23 protein-coding genes are annotated in these 24,059 nt (G+C 52.0%); 13 read left to right on the top strand and 10 right to left on the bottom strand.

The window, feature by feature from the left end; genetic code table 11:
* Positions 1–40: 40 nt before the first annotated feature.
* The gene (locus Pla144_RS02790) at positions 41–1,093 is read right to left on the bottom strand and encodes a glycosyl hydrolase family 17 (protein ID WP_146447785.1); all 1,053 of its coding nucleotides are present in this window, start codon (positions 1,091–1,093) and stop codon (positions 41–43) included.
* A 471-nt stretch (positions 1,094–1,564) separates the two neighbouring features.
* On the opposite strand from Pla144_RS02790, the gene Pla144_RS02785 reads away from it, so the two are divergent.
* Complete coding sequence (locus Pla144_RS02785) at positions 1,565–2,362, top strand: hypothetical protein (protein WP_146447784.1); 798 nt, start codon at positions 1,565–1,567, stop codon at positions 2,360–2,362.
* A 59-nt stretch (positions 2,363–2,421) separates the two neighbouring features.
* On the opposite strand, the gene Pla144_RS02780 is transcribed toward Pla144_RS02785, so the two are convergent.
* Entirely contained in the window at positions 2,422–4,218 is a 1,797-nt protein-coding gene (locus tag Pla144_RS02780) for a coagulation factor 5/8 type domain-containing protein (protein WP_146447783.1), read from the bottom strand.
* Between the two features lie 187 nt (positions 4,219–4,405).
* Here Pla144_RS02780 and Pla144_RS02775 point away from each other — a divergent pair, with 187 nt between their 5' ends.
* The 12 genes from Pla144_RS02775 to Pla144_RS02720 all read left to right on the top strand — a co-directional run bounded on the left by Pla144_RS02775 (position 4,406) and on the right by Pla144_RS02720 (position 16,368).
* Positions 4,406–6,022 (top strand): glycoside hydrolase family 30 protein, encoded by a 1,617-nt coding sequence (locus Pla144_RS02775; RefSeq protein ID WP_146447782.1) that lies wholly within the window; start codon positions 4,406–4,408, stop codon positions 6,020–6,022.
* 139 nt (positions 6,023–6,161) lie between these two features.
* Positions 6,162–6,491, top strand: coding sequence for an ArsR/SmtB family transcription factor (locus Pla144_RS02770; RefSeq protein WP_146447781.1), 330 nt, complete (start codon positions 6,162–6,164; stop codon positions 6,489–6,491).
* Between the two features lie 83 nt (positions 6,492–6,574).
* On the top strand, positions 6,575–7,129 hold the full coding sequence (locus Pla144_RS02765; RefSeq protein WP_146448995.1) for a rhodanese-like domain-containing protein: 555 nt from the start codon (positions 6,575–6,577) through the stop codon (positions 7,127–7,129).
* Entirely contained in the window at positions 7,114–7,926 is an 813-nt protein-coding gene (locus tag Pla144_RS02760; RefSeq protein WP_231936134.1) for a sulfite exporter TauE/SafE family protein, read from the top strand. The genes Pla144_RS02765 and Pla144_RS02760 overlap by 16 nt, the downstream gene beginning before the upstream one ends.
* Positions 7,927–7,939: 13 nt before the next feature.
* A complete protein-coding gene (locus Pla144_RS02755) occupies positions 7,940–9,394 on the top strand; it encodes an MBL fold metallo-hydrolase (protein WP_146447780.1) in 1,455 nt (484 codons plus the stop codon).
* Between the two features lie 42 nt (positions 9,395–9,436).
* A complete protein-coding gene (locus Pla144_RS02750; protein WP_146447779.1) occupies positions 9,437–10,138 on the top strand; it encodes a peroxiredoxin in 702 nt (233 codons plus the stop codon).
* 95 nt (positions 10,139–10,233) lie between these two features.
* Positions 10,234–10,923: a DUF2202 domain-containing protein gene (locus Pla144_RS02745; protein ID WP_146447778.1), complete on the top strand. Its 690-nt coding sequence runs from the start codon at positions 10,234–10,236 to the stop codon at positions 10,921–10,923.
* 83 nt (positions 10,924–11,006) lie between these two features.
* Positions 11,007–12,179 (top strand): efflux RND transporter periplasmic adaptor subunit, encoded by a 1,173-nt coding sequence (locus tag Pla144_RS02740; RefSeq protein ID WP_231936132.1) that lies wholly within the window; start codon positions 11,007–11,009, stop codon positions 12,177–12,179.
* The gene (locus Pla144_RS02735) at positions 12,176–13,387 is read left to right on the top strand and encodes an ABC transporter permease (protein ID WP_146447777.1); all 1,212 of its coding nucleotides are present in this window, start codon (positions 12,176–12,178) and stop codon (positions 13,385–13,387) included. The genes Pla144_RS02740 and Pla144_RS02735 overlap by 4 nt, the downstream gene beginning before the upstream one ends.
* A gap of 11 nt (positions 13,388–13,398) precedes the next feature.
* Positions 13,399–14,106 (top strand): ABC transporter ATP-binding protein, encoded by a 708-nt coding sequence (locus Pla144_RS02730; protein ID WP_146447776.1) that lies wholly within the window; start codon positions 13,399–13,401, stop codon positions 14,104–14,106.
* Positions 14,107–14,166: 60 nt separating this feature from the next.
* Positions 14,167–15,819 carry an FAD-dependent oxidoreductase gene (locus Pla144_RS02725; protein WP_146447775.1) on the top strand — a complete coding sequence of 551 codons (1,653 nt, stop codon included), beginning with the start codon at positions 14,167–14,169 and terminating at the stop codon, positions 15,817–15,819.
* Between the two features lie 135 nt (positions 15,820–15,954).
* On the top strand, positions 15,955–16,368 hold the full coding sequence (locus Pla144_RS02720; protein WP_146447774.1) for a DUF4405 domain-containing protein: 414 nt from the start codon (positions 15,955–15,957) through the stop codon (positions 16,366–16,368).
* Here the strand turns inward: Pla144_RS02720 and Pla144_RS02715 are convergent.
* The 8 genes from Pla144_RS02715 to Pla144_RS02680 all read right to left on the bottom strand — a co-directional run bounded on the left by Pla144_RS02715 (position 16,343) and on the right by Pla144_RS02680 (position 23,923).
* Positions 16,343–17,074: a sulfite exporter TauE/SafE family protein gene (locus tag Pla144_RS02715; protein ID WP_146447773.1), complete on the bottom strand. Its 732-nt coding sequence runs from the start codon at positions 17,072–17,074 to the stop codon at positions 16,343–16,345. The genes Pla144_RS02720 and Pla144_RS02715 overlap by 26 nt on opposite strands.
* Positions 17,071–19,275: a heavy metal translocating P-type ATPase gene (locus Pla144_RS02710; protein ID WP_146447772.1), complete on the bottom strand. Its 2,205-nt coding sequence runs from the start codon at positions 19,273–19,275 to the stop codon at positions 17,071–17,073. The genes Pla144_RS02715 and Pla144_RS02710 overlap by 4 nt, the downstream gene beginning before the upstream one ends.
* Positions 19,272–19,478: a hypothetical protein gene (locus tag Pla144_RS02705; protein ID WP_197530341.1), complete on the bottom strand. Its 207-nt coding sequence runs from the start codon at positions 19,476–19,478 to the stop codon at positions 19,272–19,274. Before Pla144_RS02705 ends, Pla144_RS02710 begins: the two co-directional genes overlap by 4 nt.
* Before the next feature lie 15 nt (positions 19,479–19,493).
* Positions 19,494–19,835, bottom strand: a complete 342-nt coding sequence (locus Pla144_RS02700) for a hypothetical protein (protein ID WP_146447771.1) — start codon at positions 19,833–19,835, stop codon at positions 19,494–19,496.
* Between the two features lie 6 nt (positions 19,836–19,841).
* The gene (locus Pla144_RS02695; RefSeq protein ID WP_146447770.1) at positions 19,842–20,504 is read right to left on the bottom strand and encodes a cbb3-type cytochrome c oxidase subunit II; all 663 of its coding nucleotides are present in this window, start codon (positions 20,502–20,504) and stop codon (positions 19,842–19,844) included.
* A 17-nt stretch (positions 20,505–20,521) separates the two neighbouring features.
* On the bottom strand, positions 20,522–21,937 hold the full coding sequence (locus Pla144_RS02690; RefSeq protein ID WP_197530340.1) for a cbb3-type cytochrome c oxidase subunit I: 1,416 nt from the start codon (positions 21,935–21,937) through the stop codon (positions 20,522–20,524).
* A 2-nt stretch (positions 21,938–21,939) separates the two neighbouring features.
* A complete protein-coding gene (locus Pla144_RS02685) occupies positions 21,940–22,566 on the bottom strand; it encodes a hypothetical protein (RefSeq protein WP_146447769.1) in 627 nt (208 codons plus the stop codon).
* 241 nt (positions 22,567–22,807) lie between these two features.
* Entirely contained in the window at positions 22,808–23,923 is a 1,116-nt protein-coding gene (locus Pla144_RS02680) for a c-type cytochrome (RefSeq protein WP_146447768.1), read from the bottom strand.
* Positions 23,924–24,059 lie beyond the last annotated feature (136 nt).

The raw sequence follows: 24,059 nt of genomic DNA, 5'->3' as shown, positions 1-24,059 counted from the left end.
GAAGTGACAGACTTCGAGGGACCATCGGACACAAACAGTTTTATTTGCCAGTACCAGTCATGGCCTTCTTTGGCTCACGATCAACACCATAAAGCCCCCAGTGTTTCTCTACTTCGTTCGGATGGGGTCCACCCTTCCAGGGTTCATCAAAAGCCTCGAAGTAGAATGTACAAATCTTTTGATCGCGAGCCCAGTCAGTGAACTGACGGTAATACTCTCGCTGCTCCGCTTCTCCCGCTTTTCCCTTGATAAGCTTTGCTTGCTCACCTTCATCATGAACCTGAGTTGCCCAACCTGCCTCACCAATCACCACCATTTTTTGAGGATAGTTTTCTTTGACCTCATCATAGACCTTCTCAGTCCACTCCATCGCCTGAGGCAATTGCAGCCCTGCCCACATCGCGTGGATGTGTGTGACGATGAAATCAACTTCATCGGCAATTTGTTTACTTTCGGGTTTATTCCAAAAATTGAAGTCGTCTGCCGTCGTTACTGGCACGCTTGTTGCAGATCGAACCTCCCGAAGATAGCGGATTAATACTTCGGGGCTTGTCTTGTGATCAGACCAAAACACTTGCGTTTCATTGCCAATACTCACAGCAATAACCTCATCCGGATACGCGTTTGCCAAACGAATGGCCTCAGCCACCTCCCGCTTGTTCGAAACTTCTGCCAATAACGGATTGGCTGCTTCAACTTCCGGAACTATCCAGGCACCGATCATCACTTTCAGTGGAAGCTTTTTTTCGTGAATGATTTTTAGCACTTCTTCTGCTGCTTCACCCGCCCCGTACATTCGCAGCAAATTCCAATGCTGAGCAAGCATGGCCAAATCCTCGATCAGTTCTTCGCGAGTAGGCTGAAGACCATCCGGCGACTCCTCTTCACGATATGGACCATAGGAAATGCCCTGGCCAATCCACTTGCCATCGAGGGTGGGTGAAAATTCTCGTTCTTCAAGAGTATCCTTACTGGTGCCCTCGCTGTCTTGTCCAGAGTTATTGGCTTCGGCAGATGTATGTTCACTATTGATCAAAACAGACAAGAGCAAAAGAAACGACAGTAGGATAAAACTAGATCGAGTAGGAAACATAGACGCAATTCCTCAAAAACTGAAAGAAAAGGGACGGGAATGATAGTATTCGATCAGACGGCCCGGACAGAGAGGTGAGATACTTTGACCTCTATTCTGATCTCTTTCGGTGTGACTTACAACTAGCGATACTTTAGAGAGAATCAGCTATTGGGCCTGGGGCCTGAAAAAGAACAACGATGTAAATTTGTTTCAAAAATGGATGGCAACATCTGACGATGATTTACTTAGGGCCTATCCAAGCACCTCAGGAACTCTGCAAGTGTTCGCATTTGAGAGCCATCAGAGCAGGTGATTGGAGAGGTTCTGATTCTTGAATTCACATGTAAGATATCATCAAAAAGAGGCACAGATTATTTGCGGCCAGCTATAATAAAGGTGAAGGAGCCCACGCTCTTCCGACAAATTTAATAGCTAGCCACCTTTAATCATGCAACCTGCAACTTTGATTCGATCAACACAAGCGATTATATGAATCGAGAATTCACGTTACTGAGCTTACTCGCACTTGTTGTCCTTTTCTCGGAGCAGTTCGCTTTTACGCAACAGGCCCGAGGACACGAGGGCCGCCGATTCTTAATTGAAGTCGTGAATGGTAAGTTACAGGTCCAGGGTATCAATTCGGGCATGTCAGACGGAGCTCCCGCCACGCGCCCTTACACCAACTCCATCCACGATCATTGGAAAAACTACACGTCTGTTGAATTAGGCGATATAGCGACCTCCTTCCTTCCTGATTTCGAAATTCAAATTGGGACCGCATTTGTCACGTTGAAGGACCATGAAGTTGTTCTAGAACTCCTCAGCGTCAAACAGTGGCTCAATCCCCCATTGATGCCTGCTCCAGAAACCATCCCAAACCTCCAGCCTCTTGATCCAGGGGAGGTAATTCGCATCGAGGCGGGGACCACTGTCACCTCCGACACACTCGGCAGCCTGTTGATTAGCCCCTCGGTTCCACAAACTGGTATCGCAGATATCTTGGTCAACTACTCGATTGACGGCCATCCGTCAAACGAGATTCACGTCTTGCAGTTCCGACTATCTGCGACCCCAGCCGATCCGAACCAACCTGACCTAATCAACGACAGCGATCCAATCTACATACTTTTGTCTCCGGATGGTGATAATCCTATGGAAAAGCTGCACCACGCTTCACTCTACTTGGAACAATACTTGGCCACCGTTCCAGAGCCAGGCTCGTTCGCCCTGGCAACTATGGCAGCCGCACTGTTAGTTGGAATTCGACGCTCAAAGAGATTGCACTGATCCCAACGTACCGAGAATAGAATGTCTGCTAGTTTCTTAATCTTAGCAGTCCTTGCGGCCTATTTCACGGTGGCCTTCTGACGGGTGACGACCTCGCCACCTTGCCCGTTGATCACATTGAGGATGCCACTTCCCTGCTGACCACCGGAGAGGCGGTAGGTCAGGGCATGGTGGAAGATGATCCCTGGAACATCAGGAGTCTCAATAGCATTTTCGGCAACTACGGGCGCGTCTTTGAACACATGATAGACACCTAGTCCCCAAGCCTCGTGGGTGGTCACGTCTTCGCCGACCTTATAAGATGCATAGCCATCGCCTGTCCCACTGCGCCACGCCTCCTGCGATGGGGGATCATAGGGCATCTCGCTCTGATAGAAATACACACGGCCTCCGTTGCCATTCCAAACTGTCTGGTGCTTTTGTGTATGCTCGACGAATAAACCAAAGATAGTTACTTCGTCCCCTTCGACACGCAAACCCGTCTCACAGGTATTATCATCCCAACCCACGCTCTTTCCGTGGTCGGCACGCCATAACCACAGATTCTCACCGACAACGTGATCGCTGTAGATGGTAACCATGCACTTCGATTTGCCTTCTCCGTTGCCTCCCACGCGACAAAAAACATCATGCAGACAGATTGGGGATTTCGAGTTTCCCAGGCTCTGATCAGGTAGGCCAACTTGGAAGAGCGTATCCACTTCAGTTGATCCTGCGTCGAAAAGGATCCCACTGACATCGACTCCTTCGGCAGCATCGACGCGAATCGTAGTCTTTCCAGTTGACGAGACCAGACTCGGCAGCCCGAGTCCGAGCACGATGGTGCCAGGCCGCGAAACAACGATCGTGTCCTCTAAGGAATAAATGCCGGGGGTGAGTAGCAGATGCTTCCCCGCGCGCAGCGCCGCGTTGATGCTCTCGGCGGTTTCCTCGTCAGGCTTCGCGAGGTAGAAGTCCTCAAGGGGCAGCTTTTCCCCGGGTGTTTCCCCGTCACCCCAGGTGATCCCGGCGGCTCTCTTTCGCAGCGGCGGCAACACTACAAACCAACGCCCATCGCTATCCACAATAAGATAAGGCTTCTCACGTACGACCTGAGTCTCAACTACAACGGTGAATGGCTCATCTGGCCACTCTCCTTCCGGCGCATTCTTGCACCCAACAAAGACCATGTTCCAGGCCCCACCGATCCATTGTTTCCACTCGCTGTTTCGCGAAAGCCATTGCTGTTGAGTCCCTGGAACTACGGACCCATCCACCTTGCAGTCCGCCAGGTATCCACCGCTCGACCAGCCTCCCGAAGAGAGGTGCAGATCGCCTTGGATATGTGTACGCCGCATCGGTGCCGCCTGCGAGATCGCCCACACGTTCACTCCATCGGGCGGCACGACTGAAAGGTTTTCGACGGCACGCCAGAAATTGCATGTCGCATTGCGATTCATCCACGCTGCATCCGTCCACACATGGCCAGCTATTTGCACATCATCGGGCAATTCCCCTAAGCCGGCAACATGGGTGTAAAAACCGACAGGCACCTCAAGTTCGTAGCTTCCCGGTTTGAATAGCAGCGCATATCGACCTGTGCCGAATTGAGCTCGTTCCTGTTGCTTGAAAATCGTGTCGATCTGATGTTGAGCATCTAGCTGACCCGGTTCAAAGACAAACACATTCGGCCCAAAATCAGGTTGCATGCCACTAGAGCCCGCACCAGCCTTCAGAGACGACTCCTCGGCGTCCGCTCCTGTGAAAGCAATGATTAAAAAGAATCCTATCAAAAGATAAAATAAAGATCGGTACTCTATCTGCTTGGCAACTCTCAATAATTTGTCTCCTGACATAACTTCGATAGATTTACTCATTGGAGGTATATCGCATTGTACTCCTAAGGAATACTCTTGAGTCAGCGATTGACAAATGAAAACTTTTTTCACTGCTTGAATCCCTAGCAAGATTATTGAAGCACATTGATTGAATTAGGACATGCCGACAGCTACAATCCTGAAGCTTTCCGACTTGTCATTCATATCACGCAGCAGAGCTCATTAAATGCCAATTTCACTCAATGTGGAGATACACTTATTTGCCAGCCAGGCAGCACTTCTGAGCAAGGCAATCAAATCAACCCGTGTTGATAGCCAGCTTAAGATCACCAATTCTGCAGCTTGGGTCACTATCTTCTTGTTTTGCTTCACACTTTTCTTCACGACCAGTCCCGTGCGATGCCTGGCAGAGGATTCCCTGCAGGTGAAAGTGTTTGAGACATCACGGGCAGGAGCAAAGTTGAAGGAGCTTTCGCAAGAGAGTGTGACTGGCACCAAGGCTGGTGAAATCCCCACGGTCAACATCCAAAAGAAACAGCGATTTCAAGAGATCATTGGATTCGGTGGCGCATTCACGGAGTCTACTGCGTATGTACTCAATCAACTCGGCAAGGAAAAAAGGAAAGAGGTCATCAATGCCTATTTCAGTCCGTCTGGCTCCAACTATTCGCTCACTCGAACACACATCAATAGTTGCGACTTCTCCCTAGGCAACTATGCTTATGCCAACACATCGGGAGATGTCGAGCTCGAAGACTTTAGTATCGAAGAAGATCTCGATGATCTGGTTCCACTTATTAAAGACGCTTTGGCTGTACCAGAAGCTAAATTCAAGATCATCGCGTCTCCTTGGACCGCCCCTCCCTGGATGAAGGACAATGATACCTGGAACGGTGGATCACTGAAACCAGAATACCATGCGACGTGGGCACTCTACTTTTCCAAATACATTCAAGAATATAAAAAGCAGGGCGTTCCCATCTGGTCGGTCACAGTCGAGAACGAACCCTTAGGAAACGGTGCCCAATGGGAGAGCATGATCTTCACACCCTCTCAAATGGCCGACTTCATCAAAAACCATCTCGGCCCTCGATTCCAAGAAGACGGCATAGATAGCAAGATTTTGATCTACGATCAAAATCGAGATCACCTCGAAGAATGGGTAAACGAAATCCTCAGTAATCCTGAAGTGGCCAAGTATGTCTGGGGGACCGCCGTCCATTGGTACAGCAGCACGACCGAGTGGTATCCAGAAGTACTCAACAGTGTGCATGAAGCCTTTCCGGAAAAGCCACTGATCGAAACAGAAGGTTGCATCGACGCGGAAGTTCCTCACTGGCGGGATGACGATTGGTATTGGAGCAAAGAAGCCACCGACTGGGGATACGATTGGGCACCTGAGCAAGATAAACATCTGCACCCTAAATACGTCCCCGTCTATCGATATGCCCGCGACATGATCGGGAGTCTGAATAGTTGGCTCAGCGGGTGGGTGGATTGGAATCTCGTGTTGGACGACAAGGGTGGTCCCAACCACGCAAAGAACTGGTGTATCGCACCGGTTCTGGTGAAACCCGAAACCAAAGAGGTTTATTACACCCCGCTCTACTACATAATGGCCCACTTCAGCAAATTCATACGCCCCGGAGCAATCCGACTGGGAGTTGATTCCGAAGCAAGAGACCTCATGGTGACTGCATGTGCCAATCCCGACGGGAGCATTGCCGTGGTCGCCCTCAATCAATCCAAAGTGGCGGTGAATTTCGAACTCGTCTTCGGCAGCAAACGTGCTAATTTAGTCATCCCGTCCGAGGCGATTCAGACAATCCTAGTGCAGCAGTAAAGCGAGCGATCTGGCGTGGACCTACCCCTCTGAACCCTACATGCAGGCCAGCGTAACCAAAATAATCGTGAATTGCCGCAAAACTAGTGTATTGACATATCGAGATATTACGATATAGTAATATTATGAGGACAAAACCATGGCGATAAGCACTAAGAAAACAAGACCATTAAAACCAGCGGACATGAAGGCGTTGGGCCAAGCAGCGGAATGCCTCAAAACTCTGGCCCACCCTGTGCGGATCCGCATGGTGCAACTCCTGTTGCATGGCCGTTATACAGTAGGTGAACTCGCCGAAGACTGTGATGTGCCTGATAATGTTGCCTCTGAGCACCTGCGCCTGATGCAGCGCTGCGGTTTTTTTCACAGCGAACGAGAAGGTCGGAAAGTTTATTACCAGGTTGCTGAGCCCCATTTGGAAAACTTGATGGCCTGCATCGAGAGCCGATTTCTGGAGCGAAGAAAGTAGGAATATTTTTTTCGCAAATTTATATCGCAACATCACGATATTACGATAATTTAAGGAGACTAACAAAGATGAGTACCAAGACCATTACAAGTATTGCACCCAAAGAACTTTACCAATTGCATCAACAGGGAACTGACATCGACTTGCTTGATGTTAGAACACCGGTCGAATTCCGTGAGGTTCATGCACAACTGGCACAGAACGCCCCACTTGATTCGCTCGACCCCTGCAAGGTTATGGATGAGAGAAATGGAGGAGCAGGAGATCCTCTTTATCTTGTATGTCGAAGTGGATCGCGAGCGTCAAAAGCATGTGAGAAGTTCATCGCGGCAGGGTATCCGAATGTCGTCAATGTTGAAGGGGGCACGATCGCTTGGGAAGCATCAGGGCTACCCGTAAACCGCGGGAAAAAAAGCATTTCGCTCGAACGACAAGTTCGCATTGCCGCAGGCTTATTGGTGCTTGTAGGTGCAATCCTGGGTTACTTCGTCAATCCTTACTTTATTGGACTCTCAGCATTCGTCGGCGCAGGCCTGACCTTTGCGGGCATCACTGACACCTGCGGAATGGGCATGATACTAGCAAAAATGCCTTGGAATCAAGTAAAGAGTGAAGGTCCATCATGCTGTACCCCTTGAGCATCCTCTTCGGAGTTTGTGTCGGATTCGCCCTAGGGCTGACCGGTGGCGGTGGCTCGCTGTTGGCTGTACCGCTATTGGTTTATGGGCTGTCGATGGCTCCCAGAGAAGCCTTCGGAGTTTCGCTGGCAGCAGTGGGAGCGACCGCACTTGCGGGAGTTATCCCTCGAATTCGAGCAGGACAAGTTGAAGTGGGAACAGGAGTGCTGTTTGCTGTTGCAGGTATGGTGGGTGCTCCCGCTGGGACCTGGATAGCTGGCAGAATTCCAGAAGCGATTCTGCTTGCATTGTTCTCTCTGCTCATGCTGGTTGTAGCCAGTAGAATGTGGAACAAGTCGGGTCAGGCGGAAATGCTGGGACCGGTTTGCGACAATCAGGGCCGCCGTCCATCTTGCGAGCGGACCGACGATGGAAAACTCAAGCTTACGTCTCGGTGTGCGATTGTGCTCCTCATTGTTGGCCTGTTAACGGGTTTTTTGTCGGGCATGTTTGGCGTGGGCGGGGGGTTCGTCATTGTGCCAGCACTGGTCTTTTTTAGCGGCATGCCAATTCACAAAGCAGTTGCTACGTCACTTCTTGTGATTGTGATGGTGAGCATTTCGGGTGTCGCTTCGCATTTTGCAGCAGGTCGTGGCATATCACTGGAAATCACAGGATTGTTTGCCCTGGGGGGTGTCATTGGGATGGCTCTGGGCGGACACCTCGCCAAACAGCTTCCCGCAGCAACACTGCAGAAAATATTTGCGACTGGAATCGTAGCAGTCGCCGTGTTCATCGTCAGCAAGACCTATTTGTAACCAGGAGGTAGATATGTTCTTTCACCAACGATTCGTGCCAGGATTAGCCATATACTCTTACATAGTCGGCGATGAGAAAACGAAGGAAGCCGCCGTCATCGACCCGACTCGCGATGTCGACGATTTTCTCGAAATCGCTCGTCGCGAAGGTCTGCACATCCGCCATGTTCTCGAAACTCATGTGCATGCCGACTTTGTCAGCGGTTCGTGTGAATTGAAAGCACGGCTAGGCGAAGGTGTCACAATTCATGCATCGGGAATGGGTGGCAAGGAGTGGACACCGCCCTATGCCGACCATATCGTCGCGGATGGCGATGAGATTTCACTGGGTAGTGTTCGTTTAAAAGCCATTCACTCTCCCGGTCATACACTAGAACACGTTTCATGGGCACTGTTTGACGAAACCCGAAGTTCCGATACTCCCTGGTTGGTGTTTACAGGTGATTTCGTGTTTGTCGGCGATGTCGGTCGCCCCGACCTATTGGGCGAAGAAGCTCGCAAAGAGCTTGCGCACCAACTGTATGCGAGTGTCTTTCAGACGTTACCAACTATTCCAGGTTTTACGGAGATCTTTCCCGGTCACGGAGCCGGTTCTTTGTGCGGTAAGGCGATAGGTTCACGTAGTTCTTCGACGCTTGGTTATGAGAGGCGTTTCAACGGTGCTCTGATTGAGAAACCTGAGGAGGAGTGGATTGCCGATCTGATGGACCAGATGCCGCTTTCGCCCCCGTACTTTGCGCGAATGAAACGAGTGAATAAGGAAGGACCGGCTGTTATTGGCCCTGAACTTCCAGGACAACGCCGCTGGAGCGCTAAGGAAGTTCACGAGCGGATGTGTGAAAATTGCCTGATTGTGGATGTTCGTTCCAAAGAATCCTTTGCTGCCGCACATATCCCTGACGCCATCAACATTCCCTTCGGCCCAACGCTGCCGACTTGGGCCGGATGGGTTCTGCCCTACGACCGTCCGACATTGATTGTGCTCGATCGCCCTGAACAAATGCCTGAAGTCACCACTCACCTCTTGCGGGTGGGATTTGATGACATCCAGGGGTATTTGGAGGGGGGGATGGATGCTTGGGAGGTCAGTGGATTTCCGCTGGAAAAGTCGTCGACACTCTCTGTTCATAGCCTCAACAAGCGAGTCGATGAAGTTACTGTGCTCGACGTCAGAACTGAAAAAGAATGGAATGGGGGTCACATTGAAGGAGCCATTCACATCCATGGTGGCAAACTGCAGGACAACTTCTCGCTAGTTCCACACGACAAACCCGTCGTTGTCATCTGTGGCTCGGGCTATCGTGCTTCTATTGCCGCTTCGTTCTTGAAAAGAGAGGGCTACAAAGATGTCGCCAATGTACTTGGAGGAATGTCGGCGTGGAATGCGGCCGGTTTCTCCATCCAGAAGTCGAACGGGAAGGGCAACTCGGCGTGTGGCTCGAGTGCAACTGCAACAACGTGTTCATGAAGTCAAACTATAATCAAACACTTTACGAAAAGGAGCATGACAATGTCTATTCAAGTTCAAACATCGATGCCACGGCTGAATGAGGCAGCCCCAGATTTCGAGGCGAAGACAACTCACGGCCCCAAAAAGCTCTCGGACTACAAAGGTAGCTGGCTCATTCTTTTTTCACATCCGTCCGACTTTACGCCTGTCTGTACAACGGAGTTCATGGCCTTCGCGAAGGCCCACAATGAATTTCGAGCGCTGAATTGCGAGTTACTGGGACTCTCCATTGACAGCGTGTTCTCACATCTCGCCTGGACCAACAGCATCAAAGAGAAGTTTGGTGTTGAAATCCCCTTTCCGATCATCGAGGACCTCTCGATGCAGGTGGCACATTCCTACGGCATGATTCAACCGGGGGCAAGCGATACGTCCGCTGTCCGAACAACGTTTCTCATCGACCCTGAGGGCGTTTTGAGGGCAATGGTGTATTACCCGATGAGCAACGGTCGTAGTATCGATGAGTTTCTGAGATTGCTTAAAGCAATGCAAACCAGTGACGAACATAAAGTCGCGACTCCTGAAGGTTGGGAACTGGGTGACGATGTCATTGTGCCGCCACCTGCGACAGCAGAAGCAGCAACAGAGCGTATGCAGAGTAAGCAATACGATTGTGTCGATTGGTATTTCTGCACAAAGCCATACCCGAACGGGAAGTCTAGTTCCTCAAGTGGAACTCGCCATTTGGAATCCGTCAAGTAAAGATCCGCAGCTCCCAGGGAGTGCGGTCCACATGATCGTAAACAGACGCATCGTTCAGCTACTTACACTCATATATAAATAGGGGCGTGACAAAAATGACTTCAAAACAATTTTCCGTGCTGGCTATTCTGCTCATGCTGTCCTGGGGAAATCTGTGCTGGGCACAACCCGACGAAGACAAAGAAAGTGTATCAGTCACAGAGGAACAATCTAATGAGCCAGTCCAATCCAAGATTCAAGGACAACTCTCCGAGCAAGAACTGGAAGACTTACTTTGGATGGTCGAAGAGGAGAGGCTAGCCCATGACGTCTATGTGAAATTAGGCAGCAAGTCGAATCTGAGAATGTATGACAATATTTCCCGCGCAGAAAAGGTACACATCGCAGCCTTATCCAGCTTGCTTAAGAACTATGGCGTCGATGAACATTCCCTTGGCAAAGAATGCGGCAAGTTCACCCATTCGGAAATTCAAGGGCTTTACAACGAATTAGTGGACCGTGGAGAGAAGTCTCTGGAAGATGCAATCGTAGTGGGTTTACTAATCGAAGAAATGGACATCGCCGATTTATCGAAACGCATTGACCGCACAGAAAAAAAGGATGTCAAACAGGTCTATCAGTTTCTGCAACTTGGGTCGAGAAATCATTTGCGAGCTTTCTCTCGACAAGCTTCGTTTCGAAATGTTGAGTACGTACCTCAGCACTTGAGCCAGAATGAGTTTGACGACATTGTAGGCGGAGAGCGTGAAAGAGGGCGGCCTGGTCGCGGACGTCGGAGATTCTAATGATCAGCATCATGCTGCAGGTACAAGGCTCATCCCTAGAAAGAATGCCATGAATATCAGTTTGCTGTTCGCGGAAAGACGAGATGATGATTAGTCACTGGGAACCATTTAGGCGATGGACATGGCGACTCTTGAGAATCGTCATGCTTCTAGGTCTCGGGATTGCCTTGTTTTATTGGTTTAGGTTCTCACCAATTGCTGTCATTGAACACAAAGTCGTTGTGGGACCAATTCTTTCGGAGGTGATGGGAACCGGGACTCTGGAGGCCCGTGTATCAGCAACGATTAGCCCCAAGATTTCCGGAAGGATCGAAGAAGTGTTATTCGACCAGGGAGATGAGGTCCAGACCGGAGACTTGCTCGTTCGCCTGGATGATGCTGAACTGATGCAGCAAGTCGCGATTGCCAAGGCAAACCTGGATGCCTTTCAGGCAGCGATAACGCGGCTGGAAGCGGATAAAAGTCGAGCCAATTCCGTCGTCATTCAAGCCAGAAAACTGAATCAACGTCGGCAAGAGCTCTTGTCAAGTCGAGCTGTTAGCCAAGAGGAGGTTGACGCTGCGGTGGAGTCATTGGGGGTGGCCGAAGCGGGATTGTCTCGTGCTGAGGCCGCCATCACCGAGGGACAAAAAGAGCTGGTCGCGGCCGAAAAGACTCTCGAATATCACCGAGCGCGGCTGGCGGATACACGAATCACGGCTCCATTCGCCGGGTTGACCGTCCGTCGCTATCGCGAGTCAGGTGACGTTGTCGTGCCAGGCAGTGCGATTCTTTCCCTGATTTCAATGAACGAACTCTGGATCAACGCGTGGGTCGACGAAACGGAAATGGAAAAAGTGAAACCCAACCAGCCTGCTCGCGTCATGTTTCGTTCTGACCCGAATCGATCCTATGTGGGAAGTGTGGCTCGATTGGGTCGAGAGGCAGACCGCGAGACTCGTGAGTTTGTCGTCGACGTGCGCGTGCTGGAGCTGCCGAGCAACTGGGCTGTGGGGCAGCGGGCAGAGGTGTTCATCGAATCTGCCAGCAAAGAGTCCGCGACGCTTTTGCCCTCCAGGTTCATTGAACTACGAGACATGCAGCCGGGAGTGTTCGGGAATGACAATGGCTATGCCCGATGGCAAGCTGTTGAACTTGGACTCCGCAGCCCTGCACAAGTGGAGGTTACCAAAGGATTAGCTGTTGGCCAAACGATCGTGATTCCCCAGGATGAAAGTTTTCGGTTGCGTGACGGCCGGAGAATTAGCATCCCATGAATCTTGCCGTAAAAGACATCCGACACAATCTCGGCCGATTCGCTTTGACGGCATTGGGTATTGGTCTCTTGCTGATGATCGTGATGGGCATGGGCGGGATCTACCGAGGAATCATAGAGGACGCGACCCTTCTCCCAGACCGGATCGGTGCCGATTTTTGGATAATTCAGCGAGATACCAGAGGGCCCTTCGCCGAACTCTCTCGAGTGACGCCGAATCTAGTGCATCGGGCTTTGGCTGTTCCTGGTGTTCGTCGTGCCAGAGAGTTTGTCTATCACACGATTCAGCGAGAACGCGGCGGCAAGCCACTCCGTGTGGCCGTTCTAGGTCTTAGTTGGCCTATCGACAAAGGAGAATGGATTCCTTTGACAGCCGGGCGACCACTTGGTCAAAACCATTTTGAAATGATTGCAGACCAAACTTTGGGCTTTCAACTCGGTGAACTGATAAGTCTCGGTAAGGATACCTATACAGTGGTAGGACTTACCAAGAGCATGATTAGCTCGGGGGGAGACGGAATTGGATTCTTTACGGTGGCGGATGCTCAATCCATACAGTTCGACACGGCTGGTGAAGCGATTCGGTTGGAGCGTGCGGCTCGCGAAGCACGCGGAGAGCACAGCGAATTCGTTACGAAACAACCTAGCCTGCTCGAACAAGCAGTTCGCCCGGCTCAGGAATTGCCGGCCATCGCCCGACCTCAAATCAGTGCTGTGTTAGTAAGCGTCGCCACAGGAGTTGACAGTCGATGCGTGGCAGACATCATCGCTGGCTGGGGCGATGTGTCCGTTTATACCAAGGAAGGCCAGCGCGACCTGTTGTTGAAAGGTTCGGTCGAGAAAATCCGCCGGCAAATAGGCCTCTTTCGTGTTCTCCTGACATTGATTGCAGCTATCATCATGGCCTTGATTCTCTACACAATGACACTCGATAAGATCCACTCCATAGCTCTATTGAAGCTCATAGGTGCACCAAACACAGTCATCCTTGGCCTCATTATGCAACAAGGTCTCCTTCTTGGGCTGCTGGGATTCGGGATTGCCTTTGCCGTTGGCCAACGGGTGTTTCCCATGTTTCCGCGACGTGTGATACTGGCTGAGACAGACCTGTTCCAACTGGGAATGATCGTCCTGGTCATTTCTGTGGCCTCGAGTTTCTTGGGAATCTGGAAGGCCATGAACGTGTCGCCTAACGAGGCCCTCTCGTAAAAGGTGAATCAATGAAAAACGGATTTGCAATACAAACCGAAATACTGACCAAAGTATATGGGAGCGGCAACACCGAAGTCGTTGCCATGCAGGAAGCGACCATGAATGTATCGCGGGGCGAGGTAGTAGCACTGCTCGGCCCCAGTGGCTCAGGTAAATCAACGTTTCTCACGGCGATCGGCTTAATTAATCCGCCGACATCCGGTCGTGTCTTCATTGGCGGACAGTTGGTATTGGAAGGTTCCCGTGCATACACCAATCTACGAGCATTTCGCCGCAAACATCTCGGATTCGTATTTCAGAAAGCCAATTTGATCCCATTTCTCTCCGCGCTAGAAAACGTCGAAATTGCCCTGGAAATCAACGGAAGCAGTCACCGAGCTGCGCGAATTCGAGCGATGGAACTTCTGGACTATCTCGGTGTAGGTGACCGAGCAGAAAATTTGCCTTCGATGCTGTCGGGTGGGCAGCAACAACGCGTTGCCGTTGCCCGAGCGCTGGCAAACCATCCAAGTGTTATTCTGGCCGACGAGCCGACTGCAGCGCTGGATAGCCAACGAGGCAGACAGGTGATGGAGCTATTTGCCCAGATCGCCCATGAGCAGAGTGCCGGGGTCGTAGTTGTCACACATGACCATCGAGCACTCGATGTGTTTGACACACTCTATGAAATGGAGGACGGTGTGATTCGAAAGCAGAGCGAAGTTGTGGCCAGTTAATATTGTCAACTCCCTGAAGAATACAATTGATAGTTCATAGATTACACTGGAGAATATACCATGAAGATAGTGATAGTCGGAGCAGTAGCAGGAGGGGCGTCTGCCGCTGCCCGCGCCCGGCGGCTGGATGAAGATGCAGATATCGTTCTCATAGAACGGGGCGAAGCTCCTTCCTTTGCCAACTGTGGACTTCCCTACTACGTAGGAGGCGTCATTGAAACTCGCGACAAACTCCTGGTCACGCCGCAACAACGACTCATCGACCGCTACCGACTCGATGTGCGCACTCACACAGAGGCCCTGCGCATTGACAGCCAGGCGAAAACGGTCTTCCTTCGTGATCTGCAAAAGGGCAACGAACGCAGTGAGTCGTATGACAAACTGATTTTATCGCCTGGTGCATCCCCCTTGCGACCACCGATTCCCGGTGTCGATCTCCCGCAAGTCTACACGCTTCGTGATCTGGGGGATGCCGATCGCCTATCACAAGCTGCATCCCAGGCAGAACAAGCCGTCGTGATTGGAGCCGGGTTTATCGGCCTGGAAATGACCGAGAATCTGGTTCATCGGGGGATTGAGACCACGGTGGTCGAGTTAGCCGACCAAGTACTCCCTCCCTGGGACGCCGAGATGGTCAGTTCCGTCACCGAACATTTGCGTAGTAAAGGAGTGAAGCTAGAACTGGCCGATGCTGCCGAAAGTATTGTACCTGTTGAAAATCGACTGTTGATACAACTCCGCTCGGGTAAGCAATTGCTCGCCGATCTTGTGGTTCTCAGTGTCGGGGTGAGGCCGGAAAATAAGCTGGCCGTTGAGGCTGGGTTAGAAGTCGGCCAGCGTGGTGGCATCAAGGTAAATGACCAGATGCAAACCAGCGACCCCGATATCTATGCTGTGGGAGATGTGATCGAAGTGCAGCACTTTGTTGATGGCGCGCCAGTACAGATTCCTTTGGGAGGCCCCGCAAATCGCCAGGGACGCCTCGCAGCCGATCACATATTTGGCCGCTCCACTCGATTTCGTGGCACTCAAGGGACTGCCATCGTCGGAGTATTCGACATGACCGTTGCGATGACGGGACTGAGCGAAAAGTCACTTCGGGCAGGAGGGATCGCGTTCGAGAAGATCTACGTCCATCCCAGCCACCACGCCAGCTACTTTCCAGGAGCCGAGCAGATGTCGATAAAGCTCTTGTTCGCTCTACAGGATGGCAAGATTCTCGGAGCCCAAGTTGTCGGTCGCCATGGCGTCGACAAGCGGATCGACGTATTTGCCGTGGCGATCCAGGCGGGAATGACCGTTTACGATCTGGAGGAGATGGAACTGGCCTACGCCCCCCAATACGGCTCAGCCAAAGATCCCGTAAACATGGCCGGCTTTGTCGCGGCTGGCGTTATCAAAGGAGACCAACCGATCCTCCATGCCAGCGACCTGACCGATGGAAGCAACCGTTTTCTGCTCGATGTCCGCTCGCCTAAGGAATATTCCACTGGCCACATTCCTGGTGCCGTCAACATTCCCGTTGATGAACTTCGCGGTCGCTTGAGCGAGATCCCTCGCGATTGCTCCGTCGTAACTTATTGCCAAGTTGGCCAGCGCGGTTATCTGGCAACCCGCGTTCTGGCACAAAAGGGCTATCAGGTCGCCAACCTTAGCGGTGGATTTACCTCCTATTTGGCTCACGCGGCAGCAAGCAAAAGTCGTGATGCTTGAACTCACTTGACAGCCGTCAGTAATCATGGAATCTCATAGCTAAAGTGCAAACTGTTCAAGTGCAGACAAGTCCCAGTTCCAAAAGCAAATAGCTTGCTCCAAGTGGATTGGTATAAACGAGATAATTGCGAATACATGACAAAGAAACTCTCCAAAACAACCATCAATTTCTGGCTTGATACCTTTTTGCTGTGCGTGTTTCTTGTCCTATGTTGCGTCTCGGTGATCGTGCGCTATGTGTTCCCGCCGGCTACGGATTCTGCTGACTGGAGCCTGTGGGGACTCGACTATCTTGCCTGGGCCGATGTGCAGTTCTTCACCCTCTGCCTCCTAGCAGGCAGCGTACTACTGCATGTGATGCTCCACTGGACATGGGTGTGCGGAGTTATCGGAAATTGGACTCGCAAGAGTCATTCAGGAGCTGCTGCGCCTAAGCAGGACAATGGAAGTCGAACCCTCTGGGGCGTAGGGCTACTGATTGCGATCTTCAATCTCCTCGGACTCGTGATCGCGGCGGCTTCACTTATGATCCGGGAGCCTCTGCCTTAATTGGCTCGCACAAGGGACAAATTGCGGTAGCAGTTTCGTTTGGTGCGCTGAACTGCACAGCGCCACGGGCGATTGAAATCACGCCCGTTACGACAATGCACCAAGCCGCGATGCGAAAAAGATGTGCCCGCCCCACCAGCGATAGGAACTGACCACCGTAACCGACCAGCACCATCAATGGAATCGTGCCGATCCCGAACGCCAACATGGTGAGCATCCCCTGCCCCATATTCGCAGTGCTGCCGGCCTTAAGTAAAAACGCGTAAACGAGTCCGCATGGAATGAACCCGGTAAATAACCCAGCCAAAAGCGGACCTGACCAACCGGGTGCCGACAGATAGGTCTTGAGCCAGGATGATGCGCCACAGGGCAATCCTCCCAGCAAGCGGTAAAAGGGTCGCGGAAGCACCCCGGCAGTGACGAGTCCCATCAGCACTAAAAGCGTGCCTGCGAAGATGGCAAGCGTCGCCTGTGATTGCACGAACCCGCTGGATCGCTTCGTAAGCCACGCCCCGCTAAACCCTGCTATCGCACCACAAAAAGTGTAGGTAAAGATGCGTCCGACGCCAAAGATCAATTGCCGATTGATGTGGTTCGCTCCCGGAGGGGCCCCAGCGCTTAGCGAGATGGCCAGCGGTCCGCACATTCCCAAGCAGTGTGCCGAGCCAAGCAGTCCACCCAAGAGAATAAGGGGAAGTTCGATCATAACAACGCCTCCGCAAGTTCTGGCTGCGGATTGACGGATTCTCTCGGCCGTTGTGTTACCGCCACAGAATTGCGTTCGCTCATCGCCGTATCAACCGATTGCGGTTCAGAATAGTGTGCGAGTCGCAGCGAGTTGGAGACAACCAAAATGCTACTCGTCGCCATGGCCAGGGCTGCCCAGATCGGATTCAATCGCCCCGTGGCAGCCAAGCCGATGCCGATAGAGTTGTAGGCAAACGCCCAGAAAAGGTTCTGCTTGACGATCCGCACGGTTTGCCGAGCGAGTCCCACCGCCCACGGGAACCGTCGCAAGTCATCCGTGAGCAAGCAGACTCCAGCTGCATCCCGGGAGACATCTGCCCCGCAACCCAAGGCCACACCCACATCAGCGGTGGCCAATGCGGGCGCATCGTTCAAACCGTCTCCCACCATGGCCACGAGCCCCCGTTTCTTCAGAGTGGAGAGCGAGATCGCTTTGTCCTCGGGCAGCATATTTCCTTTCGTAGAAACTCCCACCTGCTCTCCGAGCGGAACCACTCGATCTCCTTCGTCCCCTGAGAACAAGTGCAATTCGAGTCCCAGTCCTTTGCATTCGTAGATAGCAAGTGCTGCTTCGGGACGGAGTTGTTCGCAAAAACCAAACACACCTTGCACGCAGTCGTCCCAACCAACAAACACTTGTTGGGCACTTGAATCTTGATCCAATTCGGGTGGAAGACTAAGCCCCAGTTCTTCAACGAATCGTCGGCTGCCAAGAACAACTCGACCAAACTCAGGCAGATCGCATGACAGGCCCTGTCCGGGCCATGTTTCAATCTCAGTATTGGAACTGTCTGACTCGCTGATCGACTGCCCGTGAGAATAATCGACGATGGCCTGGGAAAGGGAATGGATCGAGCCCTTCGCCAACAAGGTTGCAATTTCGAGCACCTGTTCTCGATCTGCCGACAGGGCGGCATGAAGTTCACTTGCCAAAGGCTTCCCAGTTGTCAGAGTTCCTGTCTTATCAAAACAGGCGATTCGCACTCCGGCCAGTCGCTCCATTACGACGCCACTGCGAAAAAATAGACCTCCCTGAGCTGCACGGCCCAAAGCGGTCCATACTGCCATCGGAGTGGCCATTCCCAAGGCACAGGGGCAGGCGATAAGCACCACCGACAATGCTGTAAGGATTCCCTGGTCGAGCCCGGCAATCTGCCCTTGTCGCCAACCGGCAACCATGGCAATCACGCATACCAGCGGAATGAACACCGCCGCGATCCGATCGGCGATCTTTTCGTGCCTCCCTTTGACGCTGCGAGCTGCGCGGACCATGTCGACGATGCGCGAAATGGTCTCTTTCCCGTCAGCGGCGATAACTTCGATTCTTAAATCGCCATCGAGATTGAGCGTGCCGCTATAAACATTCATGCAAGCCGATTTCTCCACCTGCACACTCTCGCCCGTCACAATTTGTTCATCGACTGTTGCACGACCTTGCGTGATGATCCCGTCGACGGGGAATCGTTCACCTGGAAGCACTCGTAAAATCTCTCCCGTACGGACTTTCTCACGGGGGACTTCGCTGATATGCCCATGGTCGTCGACCCTGCGCACCGTGGCAGGAAGTAAATTGGCCAGCGCATCGAGCGAGGCCCCCGTGCGGTGTTTTCCTTTGGCCTCCAGCCAGCGACCTATAGAGACAAACACCATGACCATTGCCCCCACCTCGAAATAGATATGTCCCTCGTCACGCAGCACCGACACTAAGGAATAACAATAGGCGGCAACTACTCCGGCAAGAATCATTAGGTCGGTCGTGAGTCGCCGACTCCGAATCGCTTGCCACACTCCTCGGGCGATGGGACCACCCAACAAATAAAGCACCGGCAGAGCGAACACGAGCGAGGCCCAGCGAAAAAGACTTCGTAGAGTCTCAGCTAGGGGATTAGTGAAGCTGTCGGCGGGGTAGATGTCCTGGCTCCACAGCGCCATCGTGAAGACCATCACATTCATCGTGAAGAAGATCGCCAATCCCAACCGCAGCAGTCCGTTTGCGGCATCCCCTTCTTCTTGTTCCGATTCAAGAACTCCTGCTACGGACCGACATCCCGAGCAGCAGTAGCTCGCTTCTGGTACGTCCACGCTGGGACCAACCTCAAAACTTGCTGGCAGAGGCAAGCCACAAAAAGCACAGTACCGTGGGGAAGCGGAGGTGTTCACGGCGGGGAAACGATTTCGACCTGCAAGGCAGGAAACAGATAGGTGATTGTATAATAGACGGCAAACACCCAAAAACCCAACCAAATCAGCCGCACGTACCAGGGGATTCGATTCCCCACATACCCATGCCAGCGACTCTCGACCTGTGCGCTGGTGTCTTTAACCGGTGTACTTTCTGCACTGGTATCCAAATAGTCGCTCATACGAGAGCACCTCAGTTATTGGAGAATGGAATCACTATAATGAGCGTCGCCCGAGGCTGCATCCAATTCCTCTTCGATATCGAGCATGGTCTGTTTGGGGCGTTCGATATCGCGGAACATCCCTTGGGAGGCGGCCCAACCCAACATGCATAAGAAACCGGCACTAGCGAGCAAGTAGTTCGACAAGGGAGCCACGGCGAACACCCCCTCGGTCGAAGCACTGGAGTCGTAATCCAGGACCATATAGACAAGTTCAATGAACTTACTACCGAAGCCAAACATACAGAAACCGAGAATCACGATGGACATGATTCCGACGATATAGTTCTGCATTCGCGAAGGGTTGGTCTCGTCCATCTTATCTTACTCCAGTGGATTCTGCATCTGTTCTTTGAGAGGCACAAATCGTTCGTAGAGGGGATATTGCTCCAGCCAGGAACCGAGCCATTGCACGTAGGTGATGATGGCCAGCCCCCGCTTGTTTGGCTTAGCAGGATCGTTCTCATCGAAGAACCACGTGTATCGCGGCATCGGAGAACTGGGCGACAACAAGGGGGGGTCGAAGAAGTGCAGCGCCTGCCAATCGTTGCCCCTCCGCCCTCCTTCACGACTCAAATCAGGTCCCACGCGCCGGGTTCCCCACAGCACCGGTCGCTGCAACACATTCTGATATTCGTCGGAAGATGCAACCTTGCCCCAGCGAACACTCTCGTTGGAAACTGGGCGTACAAATTGGCTGTGGCAATGCCAGCACCCTTCGGCGGTATAAATCTCGCGGCCCAACTCCAACGCAACGGCGAGATTCTCTTGATTCGGCTCGCCGTAGTATTTCTCGAATTGCTCAGGGTAGCGCACACTCAAGTCTTCAAACTGATAGATTAAGTTCTGATTCTCGGCCAACTCGGCGACCGTCTGCTCGGGAAGATGCCGGTAGAGCAAAATCGGCACGAGCCCGTTCGACAAAAAAGCGAACAGGAAGAACCCGAGCCCCCCGATTAGCAGTATTCCAGATTTACTTTCAAACATTTCGTATCACCGTTGGATTAGGCTGTGGCCGCGACCGAGTAGCTTTCGACGGGTCGCCTTGAAAGTCGCCATGTCTGCCAGAGGTTGATCACAAACACCACTTGTCCGGCGATGATGGCCAGTCCAGCAAACAGACGTACGACCCAGAAGGGAAACGATCCCTCGACCGATGCCTCCCAGGGTTGCAACGAACCCCAATAAAACCCTTGGAACACACCTGCCAGGGTCAAGTCGATAAACATCACAAAAATCCCGCCCAGTGATAGCCAGAAATGCCACTCGCACAAGTTACGGCTATACCAAGATTGCTTTAGCAATCGAGGGAACAGATAGGTCATCATCCCAAAGAACCACATACTAAAGACACCAAACATGACTAAGTGAGCGTGACCAACTACCCAATCGCTGAAATGAATCAGTTTCTGGAATGTGTGGGTAACCTGCATTGCGCACTGGGCACAAGTGACAAAATAGAGCACCATTCCCGTGTAGAACCACCGAATCGGCAAGTTGGTGATAATAGCCCGACCACTTCCCCAGATTGTGCCAAAGAAATTGATGATCACGGTAGTCACAACAAACTCAACGGCAATTGTGGAAACAATCGCTCCATACTCCAAGAAGTCGGGAATAGGGGTGTAGAGAAAATGGTGGATTCCATTGAGCGGATAGAAGAACGCCAGCCCCCAGAATCCCACAAGTGACAAGCCGTGACTCCAAATCGGTTTCTTTAGCAGGATAGGCACGAAATAATACATCAATCCCCATGCCAGCGGCGTCACGAACAACCCAACCAAATCATGAATGAATAGCCCGGCAATGGCCCCGGCACTGGTACCAGGAACAAAATACTGCGGCATGAAATTGCCCATCGCATAGGTGAGAAACGTCCACACAAATGCTGCCATGAAATACCATAACGACACATAAAGGGGACCCTTAGTCCGCACAATGGGAGCCATAAAGTTTACTGCCACCAGTGCCAGTCCTACCAACGCCAGCGGATCGATCCAAACTGGCGTCTCACCCCATTCAACCCCTTGGGCCTGCCCCATGATTATTCCAATCGCAGTCGAGAGAACCACGATTTGCCAGGCAACAAAAATAAAGTAGGAGAGTGGCCTGCTCAGCACTGGCTTGAGTGTCAACCGAGGGATTGCCCAGTGCAGCGCTCCGAGAAAACAGTTCGCGATGAATCCATAAGCAATCGCATTGGTATGCACCATCCGCCAGCGACCCGGAGAAAAATATTCGTTCCCGGATATTGGATTCCACTGCACCAACTGCAGCGCCATCATTAGGCCCCCGGTGAGCGAGATAAATAAATAAAGCAGCGCTGCCAGAAAATACCACAGCACCAGTCGTTCTTCCACCAGACCGGGGCCAATGGCATCTGCAGAGCTTTCGTCAGTCCTTGTTGTCATTTCAGTCATTATTATTCCGTCACCCGTTGATAGGGAACGTAGTCACCCAGTGGATATACCAACACCATCGTCCAGCCGAAGACAAGGTGTGTCGACGCGGCCACCCACCAGGGGACGCGATTGACAATCAGATTCTCAGGTGACATGTCGACTACCTCCGGCTGCAGCCAAGCAAGTATTCCGTAGAAATTAATGATCCAAATTGCGAGCGACACCGCGCTGGCGATCAGTAGTTTAGCCCCCAGAGACTTCTTGGCACCCCACCAGGTGAGTGCCAGATAGACGGGGATTCCCAACACCATACCCGTTGCCAAATACAGACAACATCCGATGGCCAACATCAAACCGTCCTGATCTGGAGGCAGGTCGAAAACGCGATCTCCCAAGGGAAATGTCAGATAGCTACGGATGATTTCCAAGGGGTGCCTGCCAGTTAGCACAGAACCTATCACGTTGAATAGCAAACTAGCCATCGCCCCGAAGATACCCAGCATAAAACCAGTCGTCGCATAATATGCCGTGTAGTAGCTTGTGGGTCGAAACGGTGCATAAGTCGTCTCGGTTGCGATCTGAGACTCCAGTTCACTCACACGCTGCTTAAGCTCAAGCAGTTCGGTTTCTTTAGGGGATGGTTCCATGCTAATTATGATTCAAGTGTTTGCAGCTTGAGCAAATAATTGAACAGGAGATTTCGGAGAGAACGGAGGAAATGAAAAAAGTATTCTTCTTTTCCTCTCCTCAGTTCTCACTGTTGGCTCCGTTAACTCCTATTCCATGATTTTTAGTTGCAGCCAGGTGCCTCGCTGGGATTTTTTGGTATGTTCATCCGTGGCTAACTGAAATTTCTTCTCGGTTGTGAGCATTTCTTGGCAATCGCCACTACGCCGCCTTTGCGGTGGGCTCAGTTTCTTTCGTCGGCTCTGCAGGTTGCTCTGTCGCTGGTTCTTCCGTGGGCATATCCGCCTCGCTCAGAGGAGGTTTTCCCTGGCGACGGCGATCTCCCGTCGATTTAATAAAGTGGACAAGCTGCCAAATCGCATCAGGATTGTCTTGGAACAGCTTTTCGAACGCAGGCATCGGCGTACCGTTGATGCCTGAGTAAATCCGCCGATAAATATCGATGGGCCGATCTCCCCCACGAAACATGCCAGAAGACAGGTCGGCTGCCGCGGCCTTGTTGCCCCAGGTATCGGTGCCAACCTCTACTTTTTCCATCGATCCGCCTCGACCGAACTTCCCATGACACTTGTTACAGGCGTTGTCCAAGAACAGCTTGTGCCCGGCCAGCACCGATTCGTCGGTCATCGGCGGCATCGGTGTGATGGGCATCACGATCTGGTCCGACGAATCTTGCCAAGGCACGAGTAACTCAGAAACAATTTCTTCTATCCCTTCTTCGTTGGGGAGTTCTTCATCCTCGTAGGCGATCATGGCCAATTCGCGTTCGAGTTCACCACGTTGAGTTAATGCCAATACGTAATCGACTACCGCGTCCACCTCTTGATCACTGAGGCGGTCAAAGGACGGCATCGACGTGCCAGTCACCCCCCGGCGAACCGTACGAATAAGATCCGCACGGCGAGGCTTCTTGCCGTAGGGAGTCGAGGTGAATTTGAATACTCCGTGGGTATAATTGCGCGGCTTGGGATTGAGATAGGTGGCTGCCGGGCCATTTCCATCCCCATTCACTCCATGACATTGTGTGCAATAGTGTGTGTAAACTGCGTACCCCAGTTTGAGTTGATCGCTAGTTTCCTCGTCACCAAGCGCAATCGGTTTGTCCGGTGTACCACTCTTTTTGCGAAGGACCTCAGCAATTTGAGACTGCAAACCCTCATAAATCTCAATTTCTTCCGCGTCTTCTAAGCCGGCAGTCAATTCCTGAACCTCAGCACCTGGAGAAAAGCTAGGGGGAGCCTCGCGGCGGCACCCCACGCCACCTACGAGCAATGCAAGAATCGCCAACAGATTGGACCAGACTCGAAGCGAACGCAAGTGTCGATCTCCAACTACAAAGGAGGTTTGGCGAAAAACTGAAATGATCAGGTTCCGGATCGTCGGCTAATCCGGCCGATGGGAAAGCCGATTCGGGAAGCAAAGCACATGCCGATGAGAGCTAACTTTAAGTGCC

It is taken from the genome of Bythopirellula polymerisocia, assembly GCF_007860015.1.
Taxonomy (GTDB): Bacteria; Planctomycetota; Planctomycetia; order Pirellulales; family Lacipirellulaceae; genus Bythopirellula; species Bythopirellula polymerisocia.
This window is presented reverse-complemented; position numbering and strand designations above follow the sequence as displayed.